The organism is Haemophilus parainfluenzae (assembly GCF_036288925.1).
Taxonomy (GTDB): Bacteria; Pseudomonadota; Gammaproteobacteria; order Enterobacterales; family Pasteurellaceae; genus Haemophilus_D.
Genome location: NZ_CP127167.1, coordinates 1,851,752 through 1,866,053, shown reverse-complemented (window position 1 = coordinate 1,866,053; position 14,302 = coordinate 1,851,752). Strand labels below are relative to the sequence as shown.

The 14,302-nt window shown below is 38.6% G+C and carries 7 protein-coding genes; all 7 read right to left on the bottom strand.

All coding sequences use genetic code 11. From position 1 onward, the window contains the following. Nucleotides 1-193: 193 nt before the first annotated feature. Complete coding sequence (locus QQS40_RS09410; RefSeq protein WP_329504972.1) at nucleotides 194-3,298, bottom strand: UDP-N-acetylmuramoyl-tripeptide--D-alanyl-D-alanine ligase; 3,105 nt, start codon at nucleotides 3,296-3,298, stop codon at nucleotides 194-196. Between the two features lie 269 nt (nucleotides 3,299-3,567). After that, complete coding sequence (locus QQS40_RS09405) at nucleotides 3,568-7,470, bottom strand: hypothetical protein (RefSeq protein ID WP_329504970.1); 3,903 nt, start codon at nucleotides 7,468-7,470, stop codon at nucleotides 3,568-3,570. Between the two features lie 20 nt (nucleotides 7,471-7,490). Continuing rightward, nucleotides 7,491-8,381, bottom strand: coding sequence for an OmpA family protein (locus QQS40_RS09400; protein ID WP_289901703.1), 891 nt, complete (start codon nucleotides 8,379-8,381; stop codon nucleotides 7,491-7,493). Between the two features lie 552 nt (nucleotides 8,382-8,933). Next, complete coding sequence (locus QQS40_RS09395) at nucleotides 8,934-9,563, bottom strand: histidine phosphatase family protein (protein WP_289901704.1); 630 nt, start codon at nucleotides 9,561-9,563, stop codon at nucleotides 8,934-8,936. Nucleotides 9,564-9,616: 53 nt separating this feature from the next. Then, a complete protein-coding gene (tdeA, locus tag QQS40_RS09390) occupies nucleotides 9,617-10,984 on the bottom strand; it encodes a toxin/drug exporter TdeA (RefSeq protein ID WP_289901705.1) in 1,368 nt (455 codons plus the stop codon). A gap of 84 nt (nucleotides 10,985-11,068) precedes the next feature. Further along, complete coding sequence (locus QQS40_RS09385; protein ID WP_329504967.1) at nucleotides 11,069-13,000, bottom strand: MacB family efflux pump subunit; 1,932 nt, start codon at nucleotides 12,998-13,000, stop codon at nucleotides 11,069-11,071. 18 nt (nucleotides 13,001-13,018) lie between these two features. Then, complete coding sequence (locus QQS40_RS09380; protein ID WP_289901707.1) at nucleotides 13,019-14,200, bottom strand: efflux RND transporter periplasmic adaptor subunit; 1,182 nt, start codon at nucleotides 14,198-14,200, stop codon at nucleotides 13,019-13,021. Nucleotides 14,201-14,302: the final 102 nt, after the last annotated feature.

Below are 14,302 nucleotides of genomic sequence, written 5' to 3'. Positions count from 1 at the left end.
TGAACGTCTATATGAGAAGTTGAGCAGAAGGGGATAGCGATTAAACGTTTAGTTTTTCTTCTTTAAGAGATACCCACAAACGGAGTACTAACTTGAATAGCTGTACTCCGCATTTTTTGATGTTACTTTATAACAAATATTGATACAGCGTTTAATGTTATTGTTTAGTTAAGCACATTTAGTGGGAGATTAATCAAATTCTCTTGAATAAACTATGTAAACCAACACCATTAGAGGCTTTTAAGAAGACATGATCTCCAGTTTGAGCGATCTTCGCTAAATGCTCAGTAGCAGCAATTTTATCTTTTGCGGTAAGAACAATTTTATCTTGTGTCTCTAGCCATTTTGCATGTTTACACATTTCTCTTCCAACTAAAATGATACGTTTAATCGGTAATAAGGCAATCCGTTCTATTATTAAGCGGTGTAAATGTTCGCTATTATGACCAAGTTCTAACATATCACCTACTACGAGAATTTTGAGATCAGAATTTATCATATTATCGGCAAAAGCCTCTAAAGCAGCTTTCATTGATAATGGATTAGCATTATAGGCTTCATTGTATACTGTTACTCTGTGTCCCTCAATTTCACTCATAAATATATTACCTCGACCATCTACCGCTTCAAATTCTTCTAATGCCGCTACAATCTCTTTCAAGGAAAATTTTTCAAGATAAGCTACGGTTAATACGGCTACAGCATTGAGTGCCATATGGCGACCAGCAGTTTTAAGTTTTAGAGAGAGCTTTTCGTTATTAATGGATATCGTTGCAATACCTTTCTCATATGAGAGTAAACGCATGTCGGCATTTTTTGACTCCCCGTAACTGATAACCTTTAAATCTCGCAGTGCTGCTTTTTCAGCAATTAGGTCAAATTGATTGATATCACGACAAATAATTGCATAACTGCCAGGCTTCATAGCATCAAAAATACGCGCTTTTTTTAGAGCAATATTTTCAACATTATCATGATACTCTAAATGAGCAGGTGCAATGTTGGTGATCAAAGCAATATCAGGGCGAGTAATTTGAGAATTTAATGTCATTTGACCGATAGCCATTTCCATCACCCAATAATCAAGATCTGAACGCAATGAAGCCATATTCCATGCTATACCGATCGGGAGATTGGCACTCTTAATTGTATGGCCCACTTGCTTGCTTGATTTTAATGCGGTAGCCATCATTGCTACTGTTGTTGTTTTACCTGCACTACCAGTAATTCCTATAACACGTCCAGAAAAATGTTTGCGAGCCCAAGCGCCTAAATCAAGTGTAGCTTGACGAACATTTTGAACTTGTAATACGGGAATACCAAAATCTAGATAGTGAGTTGAATCGTCAGTGATAATACCGCAAGCGCCTTTACTAATAAGGGAACGAACGGAAGGTAATGTTAAAAAACCTTTATCCATATTTTTACCGCGAGCGACTAATAAGCTGCCTGGTTTAAATCCCAATGTATGTATTGCAACACCTGTCGCTAGCCAATCATTTGGAGGTGGAATTATCCATTTGCCAGACGTAGCTGCTGCAACACCTTGTGCAGTCAAACTACAATGAGGAGTGACTAAATCAGTACCTGTTTTTTGTGCCAATTTTGGATAGTTATTATCTGATAGTAGTTGATGATAAGCCACCAAGCCTGATAAATAATGCTCTACATCGTCTATGCGGACACGAAAAGCATGATGACGAATAAACGCTCCCCATAAGATCGAGGATGGTAATTTGTAGAACATTGCTATTTCAGGGAAAAATATCCCATTAAGTAGATAATTAGCTCGAGTGTGCAACGCATGATAAAACTGACCGACATCAAATCCATCTAGTACATGGGAAAATTGTGGAAATTCATCAAGTTTAAGTAGCATTTTATGAAATGCCATGCTTAATTCGAGCAAGGTAGGAAATGTCGTAATACGTTTTTCAATAAAATGGGTGTAATCTTTTATATTATCTACGGCAAAGCGGAAATATTTTTCGGCTGGACAATGTTGAATTAACTCGTTAGAACAATAAGATAACCAGTGATCATGTGTCTTATGATGTCCTGCTGAAATAAAATAATTGAAAGCATTCATTACAATATCTAGCCAACGATGATTTCGAGTGAGATTATATAGACGCATCAGACCAAATGCAGCTTCACCATCATAATAAATTACCCTGTTTTTAGCTATAATTGATAAATCGGTGGCGTTTAAAATATGTACGAAACTACCGTCGGATTGTTGCATAAATGCTATTCCTTCTGCTAAGGCTTCAGCTAGAGTAAGATAATGCTTGTTATTTGGGCTATCAGGGAAAACTTGAATATATTTTACTAATGCTAAAATGGCTACGGCATTGGCACCAAGCTTAATTTCATTATTAATTTCTATTACATAAGCTAAGTTATTTGGATAATAACGAATAAAAGATTTAATAAAATATTCTAATGTTGCCTCGATTTGCTGTTTTAGCTTAGCTAAATTTCCAGTTTGATATGTTCTACAAAATTCATAACCTTCAATTAGTGCGTAAGTACTGCTTGCATGACGTAAAGTATTATATGTGTTTATAGTTCGTCCAAATACAGGAAAATAACCATATTCGAATCTGCCATTTTTCTTTACTTGATTACCCAAATAGGTGGTGAGATTTTTTATAATTGGTTGTAAATTATTTTTATCTAACGGTTGTAGTTTCCGTCGGCCGTGTTGGCGAGGCGTTGTAGATAGGCGGTGTATTTCTTTTGTGGACAAATCCATAAAGATACCATCCGTTGAAAAAGTTAGGATTTCCATGTTATCTGAAAATTCAGGCATTTCACTGCTACCATGCCGAGCTTTTAAATAAGCTTGTAAATTCTTTTTATTAACTTCAGCAACACCAACATCAGCTCCATTATAAAAGCAGGCATGTGCATTGAGCTCCATTTCAGAGCAGAGTAGCCATGGATATTTTTTTCCTTTAAAAGCAATACCTTTAAGAAAATAATTACGTTTGTATTTTCTTAATTCTTGTTGTAATGCTTCCCATGTTGTTTCTTGTGTAGAGCTTACCCACTCTAAACGTAACCATCTTAATGGTGCATTGAATTTTTGAGCTAGCTTTTCTAGATGAAAAGTAATATCAGTTTCACCTAAAGATAATAGCTGAAAACTTGTTGTTTTAGCGCGCGTTATACCATCTGTTGCGGATAATAGCCAATAATTGGACAATTGATGATTATGAGTAGAGGATGATATGTTTTGCAGTGTCTCACATAATTTTTGGGAGATCTTAGCCAAGTCATGTGTGGATGACACTGAAATATCAGAGCAAAATAAAGTCATAGTTTTATCACAATAAATAATGATTAATAATGGTAATGAAAATACGTCTATTTCAGTTGATGAAATGACAATCGAAGTTATTATAAGCTTATTTTAATAAATTGCTTTAACTTTAAAATAAGATATTCATTTTAAGCACGTAAAATTGGCAAAAAAGCAGGGTTTTGATAAACAAAACTCTGCTTTTCTTAATACTTTCTGCAAGTCTAGCAATGTTAGACTTGCAGATATTTTATGGATGTTTAAACAACTTGAATATCGGTATCGATATACACTTTATAGTTGTTATCACCACTGAAAGTATACTCAGTATACGTATGATCACCTTTTGTCACAGAACCAGTAGCATTCCATTGGTATGAGCCAGCTCCGTTCATTGAGTCATTTAGGTTGCCTTTTTGGTTACCTAAGTGAACTGTATCATTTGAATCACCGGTAATATATAGAGATTTACTATTCGATAGCAGATTCTCATAAGTTACGCCTAATAAAGTTTGGTTTGTACCATCTAGAACGATTTCTTCTATTCCACAGATGTGATGTAAATTACCAACATTTGTAGGTGTTTTGAAGTTATCAGTAAAGGTCAGTACATCATGGCCGTTGCCTCCATCAATTCTCGCAGTTGATGAGATTACCATTGAACCAACACTAATGTGATCATCACCATCACCTGCATTGATACGTGCAGAGCCTTGTAATTTACCATCAACGATAATTTCATCGTCACCAGCACCAAGGTTAATCGGGCTTGAGCCGCCTAAATAACCAGAGATATGAACTTTATCATTACCATTACCAAAGTTTACTTGAGTATTTCCTGATATATAACCACCTACATTTAGTTCGTTATTACCATCACCCATATTGATGAAGTTTTGTGAACCATCCATATTTTTGGTTACAGTTAAACTATCATCAGCAGAGCTGAAACGAGGAGCCACTGAGGTATCCTGTGACAAATCTACTTGACCAATATGAGTGTTATATTCTGAAGCTTTGATACCATAATCTAAAGATAGATTTACACCAACGATATCAGTAACGGTAATATTCAACCCAGGATTACTTAACTCAGTAATTGAACTATCTGTAGCAATAGTTGATTTTAAATTACCTCTTTGAATATAGGCATCTACGGTATTATTTTGACCATTTGCAAGAGGATCAAACGTTATTGTAATACCATTAGAACGATTATTGTCATCGACAATAAAGGTTTGCTGAGAACCGTTAATCGTCACAACCAGTGAATCTCCATTTTTAGCTGTGCTAGGAATGGTAATTGTAGTTGTGGCCTTATCAAATTGATCTAAATCGCCTTTATTAATCTTACCATCATTACCATCATTAATTACAACTGTTGGCGCATCAGGTGGCGTTAGATCTTTAACTGTATCTTTACTTTCTTTACCGGTGTTATCTGAATTATCAGTGTTTTTCGCCGTAACTTCAGAACCGTCTTTCACCGCTTTTTCAGGGATAGTAATCACGCCTGTATCAGGGTCAATAGAGACACTGTCATTTGGATTATTATCGACCCACTTATTGGTGTTCGGATCTTTAGTAAAGGTTTCAGTATGTTCGTTACCGTCTTCATCCGTATAAGTTACGGTTGTTTTGTTCACATCCTTTTCAGGTGCAGGCGTGATGGTCACAGAGCCATCCGGTTGGGCAACAACCTCAGGTGCACTTGGTGGGGTGACATCTTTAACGGTATCACTACCTTTTTCACCGGTGTTATCTGAATTATCAGTGTTTTTCGCCGTAACTTCAGAACCGTCTTTCACCGCTTTTTCAGGGATAGTAATCACGCCTGTATCAGAGTCAATAGAGACACTGTCATTTGGATTATTATCGACCCACTTATTGGTGTTCGGATCTTTAGTAAAGGTTTCAGTATGTTCGTTACCGTCTTCATCCGTATAAGTTACGGTTGTTTTGTTCACATCCTTTTCAGGTGCAGGCGTGATGGTCACAGAGCCATCCGGTTGGGCAACAACCTCAGGTGCACTTGGTGGGGTGACATCTTTAACGGTATCACTACCTTTTTCACCGGTGTTATCTGAATTATCAGTGTTTTTCGCCGTAACTTCAGAACCGTCTTTCACCGCTTTTTCAGGGATAGTAATCACGCCTGTATCAGAGTCAATAGAGACACTGTCATTTGGATTATTATCGACCCACTTATTGGTGTTCGGATCTTTAGTAAAGGTTTCAGTATGTTCGTTACCGTCTTCATCCGTATAAGTTACGGTTGTTTTGTTCACATCCTTTTCAGGTGCAGGCGTGATGGTCACAGAGCCATCTGGTTCAGCAACAACCTTAGGTGCACTTGGTGGAGTGACATCCGCGTCGGCATCCGCATCCGCATCGGCATCCGCATCAGCATCTGCGTCGGCATCGGCATCCGCATCTGCATCGGCGTCAGCATCCGCATCTGCGTCGGCATCCGCATCAGCATCAGCGTCCGCATCAGCATCCGCATCAGCGTCGGCATCTGCGTCGGCATCTGCATCGGCATCGGCATCAGCATCGGCATCAGCGTCGGCATCAGCATCCGCATCGGCATCCGCATCAGCATCTGCGTCGGCATCCGCATCTGCATCGGCATCAGCGTCGGCATCAGCATCCGCATCGGCATCCGCATCAGCATCGGCATCGGCATCCGCATCTGCATCAGCGTCGGAGTCAGCATCTGCATCCGCGTCGGCATCAGCGTCGGCGTCAGCATCGGCATCAGCATCTGCGTCAGCATCCGCATCCGCATCAGCGTCGGCATCAGCGTCAGCATCCGCATCTGCGTCGGCATCCGCATCAGCATCAGCATCAGCATCAGCATCAGCGTCGGCGTCTGCATCAGCGTCAGCATCGGCATCTGCGTCAGCATCAGCATCAGCATCTGCATCTGCGTCAGCATCGGCATCAGCATCTGCGTCAGCATCCGCATCAGCGTCGGCGTCAGCATCGGCATCGGCGTCAGCATCGGCATCTGCGTCGGCATCCGAATCATCTGGATATACCATACCTTTACCTTCTGGACCTTCGTTGCCAGAATCATCAGTATTTTTTGCCGTCACATCAGAACCATCTTTAACACCTTTTTCAGGAATAGTAATCACACCTGTTTCAGGGTCAATAGAAATACTATCGCCTGGATTGTTATCAATCCATTTACCGGTTTCAGGATCTTTAGTGAAGATTTCAGTATGCTCGTTACCGTCTTCATCAGTATAAGTTACAGTAGTTTTAGTCACATCACCTTCGGGTGCAGGTGTGATGGTCACTGAACCATCAGGTTGAGCAACAACTTCAGGCGCACTTGGTGGCGTGATATCTTTTGCGGTAGTTTTGGTCTCAGGGCCAACATTGCCAGAGTCATCAGTATTCGTGACGACAACATCAGAACCATCTTTAACACCTTTTTCAGGAATAGTAATCACACCTGTTTCAGGGTCAATAGAAATACTATCGCCTGGATTGTTATCAATCCATTTACCGGTTTCAGGATCTTTAGTGAAGATTTCAGTATGCTCGTTACCGTCTTTATCGGTATAAGTTACGGTAGTTTTAGCCACATCGCCTTCAGGTGCAGGTGTAATGGTCACTGAACCATCAGGTTGAGCAACAACTTCAGGTGCACTTGGTGGCGTGGTATCTTTGCCACCATTACTTCCGCCGGAAGAAAGTGCAGCGATACCGCCAATTAAGGCAGCAGCACCTAATAACCACCAAGGGTTGAATGTCCAAAATGGATCTTGTAAAGCATTTCCACCCAATGCTTGTGGTGCAACGACTTCTTCGGCAAGAATACTGATCGCTTCAGAATTTAAGCCAGATTCTGGTACATAAACATACAAATTACCATCTTCATGTTGACCAATAATTAAGTTAGTTGCTTCTTCATTATCACGGTAATAATTTTCAATGATGATGTCTGGATTGGTATCACCATCTTCCAACATAATAATTAAATTATTATGTTCACGCTTTGTAATGATATTTTGTGGAGCTAAACCGGTAGAATCATCAATAAGTTGATAATTAACCTTATCTTGAGCTTGAATAACTAATTTATTTTCTTTTGAAATGGTGTAATTGCCCACTTCTTTTTTAGCATTTAATATCTTGACTGTTGTCGTCATAAAGTTTCCCTATAAACTAATTAATTTTTACCGTATACCGCTATTTCAACACGACGGTTTGGTTGATTACATGTAATACGTTGCTGACCAGCAGGATGTAAAGCAGCACAATTTGGAACGAGTAAGTCAGCTTGGCCATAACCGACAGCTTCAATCTTGGCATTGACACCTGTTTCTCTCAATAAGCGAGCAACAGATTCAGCTCGACGCTGAGAAAGTTTCTTATTGTATGCAGCAGAGCCTTGAGGATCTGTATAACCGCTAATTACGATGCGATTGATTTGATTCGCATCAAGCGCTTTGATTTGGGCCGCAAATTCGTGAACTTCTTGCTTAGCTTTAGGTAAAAGATCGTTATAGCCTGATTTATCAAATTTGAATAATGCAGAAGCAGATAAGTCTTTCGCTGCAATAACTGGCTCACAATCTTTATGTGTTACAACTCGAGATAAGGTGTTAGAAACATATTTTAACCCTTGCATCTCTTGTTCTGCCGTTTCTTTGCTTACTTTACTTAATATGGCTTTACCATTCGTATCAGCATTTACTCGAATATAAGCAATATCGTTAACAGGTAACGTATAGCGTGCCCCATCAGTTCTATTCCCAAAGTTAGTCGCAGAACTTACAGATGAGGTAAATAATTGTTTAGTTGCACAAACAGGAATAGAAGTAAATGAATGATCAAGTAAAGAAGCTTGATAATCGCCATTTACATAAACATTAATAGCCTTCTTTTGAGATTCTGCTGGACGATAGAAAACAGCTAAAGCTTGATTTTCTTTTAATCCTTCAGTGCTAATTGGTTTATTACTGTAATTATTCCATGATTCAAGTGCACCATCAGGTCCACGAGAAGTACAAGCAGACACTGCTATAGCAATAGCAAGCATGGATAAAGATTTTTTCATTGATAGTAATCCTTTAATAGAGAATGAAAAAAAGATCTGATAAAAGAGAAAATCACAGAACTTATGTGTTTTATCTTGATATATCAATCTGTTTATTTATGTTATTTTGCATAACATGTATGATTTTCTAAAAAAATCACATATGTATATGAGGAATTTTTGAGTTATTTTAGATTGTTTTTATAATAATCTAGAATAATCTCCATCTTTGAAAAAGATATATTTAGTATATAAAGAATGAGTTGATATAACAAATAAGTAACACGTTTTTACCGTATAATTTACATGAAATTACAAGGCTTTACATAAGCCTTACATAGCTTTACATAAATTTACATAAGTTTACATAAGATTTACAAATAATATTATGAAGAGCTGTGAAAGTTAGGTGATTAATTAAATTTGATGGATTATTGAGCTAAGATCGCTAATCAGCTCCCTTAACTCAATAAGATTAAAGGAAATAATTTAAAAACGTCTGCTTTATTATCAGCAAGGATATAAAGGTAGGCCTATAAGCAAAAGATAGATTAGTAATATATTACTATTGAGTTACACTAAATGGCGAGATTCATTGATCTTTTCAACATCAAATCCTTTTTTATCGTCATAATGAACAACACTAATAGAGGCATTAATGAGTGATACTGATTTATCTTCATCTCGGTGATTTTGCCAGGTTGCACCATTTAATAGAGCAAGCAATAAACGTAATGTATGTCCGTGAGAAACAATTAAGATATTTCCGTAATTGTGAACTTTGATGATATCGTCTAATGCTTTCATGGCTCGTTCAGCAAGCTGCTCATAGGTTTCACCGCGATTTGAAACAGCGTTGTAATTGGCGGGATCTTTGATAAGTTGCTGGAATTCTGGATGTTCTCTTAACGTATCGACAACTTTGCCTTCCCAAGAACCAAAATACTGTTCGTTTAAACCTTGGTGATGGAAAAGGGGAATATCTCGTTCACCAATAATATGAGAAGCGGTCGCGATAGTACGTTTCAATATGCTGGAATAAGCAGCAATGAAAGGAATATGATTAAGTGCCATACCTGTTTTTTTCGCACCATTAACGCCTTCTTCAGTTAAAGGGGAATCGCCATGCCCTTGCATTAAACCTTCCGTATTCCAAACAGTTTTACCGTGACGAATAAAATAAAAAGTCAGCTGTTTTTTCATTTTTCATGTCCATAAAAAAGATTAAGGAAGTTGAAACTTCCTTAACCAGAATTTTAACGAGAGTAATAACCTGCCATTGAGCTATATACGGCATTTTCTGCTTGAATGATGTTGTATTTCGCATTCAAGATAGAAAGTTGAGAGCTTTTCTCTGTATTTGCCGCAGCAAGCCATTCACGTAATTCAGATACACCTGCATTGTAACGATCTCGATAGTATTTAGTGATACGTTGGTTATAACTGTGAGTTTTTTGCAAGTTCGAAAAGGCGCTTTGTGCTTGGGTATAGGCGAAGTAGTTGGTATCTACATCATTCAAGGCTTTAGTGATGCTTTGCTCATAGTTCAAACGAGCAGTTTCATAATCAGCTTCAGAGATCTTCACGTTCCATTTTACGGTATTCCAGTTGAGGAAAGGAAGGTTAATTCCTAATACGCCAGCTCCGATAGGATTATGCAGGGCATTGCCCACTTTATTACCACTTGATGTTAAACTTCCGCCTAAAGTGACTTCAGGGAACCAGCCTTTTTCAGTTGCTTTGGCATTTTTGAATGCACTGCTTAAGCGATATTGATAGCCTTTTACATCAGGACGATTCGCAATCACAGAAATTGGCACATTTAAATTTACGCCTACATTTTTTACATTAAGAATGTGTGGGAAGTTGATATTTAATGCTTCTTCTGGTTTTAAGTTAAGTAAGTTACGTAAAGTTTGTTCTGCTGTTTTACGTTGTGTTTGATAGTTGATCAAGTTGTTACGTGCGTTCAATACCGCTTGTTGTGCTTGATCTACACTTGCGCTGTCCGCAACACCTTGTGATAAACGACGTTGCATAATGCTGCTAATATCGTTGTAGTATTTAATGCTTTCTTGCGTGGTGCTAATCGCATCATTCAAGTAGGCTATTTGATAATAGGTTGTTACAACAGAGTTGATGAGTGAAAGTTTTGTAGCTTCTAAATCTTCAGCCGTTGCTTTATGTGACCATTCTGCGGCATCTGCAGTATCTGCTAAACGTTGCCATAAATCTAATGTATAACTCACATTTAATGCACCTTTATGACTGATGGTTGAGTTACCACCCGTTTTCACGTTTTTACTTGCGGAAGATTGGGTTGAACCGCTAAATGCCGGAATTAAATTCGCGCCTGCAAGGTTTGCATTATATAGAGCACGATTTACGGCAACAGACGCTTTGGCTAAATCTTTGTTATTTACTAATGCTTGTTCTACCACACGATTTAATTGTGAATCATTGTAAAGCGCCCACCAGTTTTCTTTTACATTAAATTGTTTGGTGATTTCCGAATAATTTTGGTAATCCTGCTGGCTCGCTTTATAAGAATCGCCGATATTAGCACAACCTGCTAGAGCCGTTGCCATTGCGATTGCTAAGGTTAATTTTTTCATTTTTAACATGGATTTTTCCTTTCTTTTTCAATTAAAGTGCGGTCAAAAATTAGTAAGAATTTTAACCGCTCTTTTGAGTTTTACAAAATTTCTTTATTCTCTCGCAAGGGCTGTGATTGGATCTAATTGTGCTGCGCGTTTTGCCGGCATATAACCGAAGATCACACCAATCAAAGTTGAGAAGACCACTGCGGCAACAATTGAGCCAGTTGAGAATGCCATCGTAAAGTCAGTCATAAATACGTTAAAGAGCAGACCGATTAAACCCGAAAGCAGAATCCCCGTCACGCCGCCAATTAAACAAATCAACACAGCTTCAATTAAAAATTGTTGCAGAATATTAAATTGTCTCGCGCCAATCGCCATGCGCACACCAATTTCTTTGGTCCGTTCTGTTACGGAAACCAACATAATATTCATCACCCCAATCCCACCAACGATCAGTGAAATAAAGGCGATAGAAGAAATGAGCAATTTCATCGTGCCCGTTGTGCTTTCAATAGTTTGTTTAATGGTATCGCTATTCATGATGAAGAAATCTTTTTTACCATGACGCATGGTCAGCAATTCAGTAATCCCTTTTTCAGCAACAGTCGTATTCACCGAATCATCTACTTTTACGGTAATTGAACCAATTTTTTTGCTACCCGAAATACGATTCATCACGGTGGTATAAGGGGCATAGAGATTAAGTGAACTGCTTGCTCCGCCCATTTGTTTATCAGATACCACGCCAATAATACGTAGTGGACGTTTATTAAACATTACAATTTTGCCAATGGGATTTTCATCTGGAAAAATGGATTTTTTTGCACTTTCATCGATTAAGGCTACTTGATTGTTATCAGCAACATCTTGAGCAGAAAATAAATTGCCTGATTTTAGTTTTAATCCATCTACATCAAAATATTGTTCGCCCACACCTTTTAAACTGGTCGAGGAGAAAGTCTGGTTACCATAAATTAATGTGCCACTTGATGAGCTATTCGGCGTGACACTTTGTACATAGCTTTGTTGGTTTAAAGCAGTGGCATCATTAATCGTCAGATTTTGCATTTGTTCAGCACGACGATCACCAAAGCCAGTACCATTAAAGATGGTCATGGTACTTGTACCAATGCCTTTAATGTTTGCCAAGATTTTTTGTTGTGAACCGTTTCCCAATGCCACAACGGAAACCACGGAGGTAATCCCAATAATAATCCCAAGCATGGTTAAAAGAGAACGCATTTTGTGGGCAATAATCGCACTCACTGACATACGAAAAGCTTCAACAAATTGATCTTTGCTGAACCCAAAGTGCGGTTTAGATTTGGTTGGATTTTCGACCGCACTTTTTACCGCTTCTTTTTGCGTATCACCAATGATTTCGCCATCTTTAATTTCAATTACGCGATTGGCACTGGCAGCAATTTCGCGATCATGGGTTACCATAATAATAGTGTGGCCTTCTGCGTGTAATTGACGCAGAATTTCCATCACATTTTGACCGCTTTGTGAGTCCAATGCACCAGTGGGTTCATCGGCTAAAATAATTTCACCGCCATTCATCAACGCACGCGCAATACTCACACGTTGTTGCTGACCACCAGAAAGCTGGCTTGGTTTATTTTGCCATTTATCGCCTAAACCTAATTTTTCTAAAAGTTGTTTCGCACGAGAAAGACGTTTTTCTTGCGACATCCCCGCATAAATTGCAGGCAAGGCAACGTTTTCTGCTGCGGTCAAGCTCGACAATAAGTTATAGCGTTGGAAAATAAAGCCGAATTTTTGGCTACGTAAATCTGAAAGTTGATCTTTGCTTAATTCAATGGTTTCTTTGCCATTGATTTTGTAAGAGCCACTGGTTGCCGAATCCAAGCATCCGATGATATTCATCAAGGTCGATTTACCCGAACCCGATTGCCCAATAATCGCAACGAAATCGCCTTTTTCTATATTTAAAGCGACATTCTTTAAAATATGAACACGATTTTCGCCTTCTCCGAAATAACGGTTGAGATCCTTAATTTCAATAATATTCATTAATTTTCTACCGCACTTTTAGAACATTCTTGGACCACGAGGCATCGAGCCAACTTGTTCACCATTCGCGACTTGCGACACGATGACTTTTTCACCTTCGTTTAAACCCGATTTGATTTCAGTTTTGAAATCATTTTGAACACCGGTTTCAACTTCGCGAGGTTCTGGCTGATTTTTGTCATTCAATACATTGACAAAGCTTTTGCCATCACGTTTTTGAATAGCCATATTGGAAACCAATAACACATCTTTCGCGTTGGCAATTTTGATGTTATTTTCTGTCGTCATTCCGATGCGTAAAGTACGATCTGGGTTATCAATCAACACATTCGCGTAGTAGTAGATTGCACTGGTCGTTGAGCTACTACTTGAGCTACTAGAAGTTGAGGTTGAAGAACTATCACTTGTCGTGGTATTGGCTGGATCAATAGAATCAATGACGGAGTGATACAGGGTTTGGCTATCCGATAAAATAGTAAAGCTCACTTCTTGACCGGCTTTCACTTTGGTAATGTCACCTTCTGAAATCTCAGGCTTAATTTTCATTTTGCTTAAATCGGCAATGGTTACAATTGTTGGCGTCGTTTGGTTGGCATTAACGGTTTGACCTTCAGAAACGGGTACAGAAATAACGGTACCGTCCATTGGGGCGGTGATTTTGGTGTAGCCCACATTGGTTTCTGCGGTATTCACTTCAATTTCAGCTTGTTTGATATTGGCTTCAATGGCTTCCATTTCAGCTTTTGCATTATCAAGGGTGCTTTTTGCGGTATTTACACTGTCCAAAGACGTGGCTTTTTGCGTATAAAGTTTTGATAAGCGGTTATAGCTTGAAAGGGCAACATCGTAAGCGGTTTTTTTCGCTTTTAATTGTGCTTGATAGCTAACTAACGCGGCCTTTTTTGTGTTTAAGGTATTAATTTGTGTGGTGGAATCAATATCAGCGATCATTTCGCCTTTTTTGATTTCTTGCCCTAATTTGACATAGAGTTTTGTGATTTTACCCGAAGCTTGGGCACCGACATCGACTTCATTCACGCTTTCAACTGAACCAGAAGCGACAACTGTTTTTTCAACATTGCCACGTGTAATGGATTCCGTCAGGTAAGTCGTTTCTTGTTTGCTATTGCTAGAGAAAAAATAATAAGCTGCACTAGCAGCAATGAGTAATCCGAGTAAAATAAAAAAGCGTTTTTTCATAAAGACGTGTCATCCTAAATAAAAAATGAACGTTTGTTCAGTGGGTGTGTATTCTAAAGGTAAACTTTTTAGTTTGCACGATAAATCTTCAAATTAGACCTA

Bases quoted from the DNA above. Each gene is read 5' to 3' on its own strand.
- QQS40_RS09385 (WP_329504967.1), bottom strand. From the start codon at position 13,000: ATGAATATTATTGAAATTAAGGATCTCAACCGTTATTTCGGAGAAGGC.
- QQS40_RS09380 (WP_289901707.1), bottom strand. From the start codon at position 14,200: ATGAAAAAACGCTTTTTTATTTTACTCGGATTACTCATTGCTGCTAGT.
- QQS40_RS09405 (WP_329504970.1), bottom strand. From the start codon at position 7,470: ATGACGACAACAGTCAAGATATTAAATGCTAAAAAAGAAGTGGGCAAT.
- tdeA (WP_289901705.1), bottom strand. From the start codon at position 10,984: ATGTTAAAAATGAAAAAATTAACCTTAGCAATCGCAATGGCAACGGCT.
- QQS40_RS09395 (WP_289901704.1), bottom strand. From the start codon at position 9,563: ATGAAAAAACAGCTGACTTTTTATTTTATTCGTCACGGTAAAACTGTT.
- QQS40_RS09400 (WP_289901703.1), bottom strand. From the start codon at position 8,381: ATGAAAAAATCTTTATCCATGCTTGCTATTGCTATAGCAGTGTCTGCT.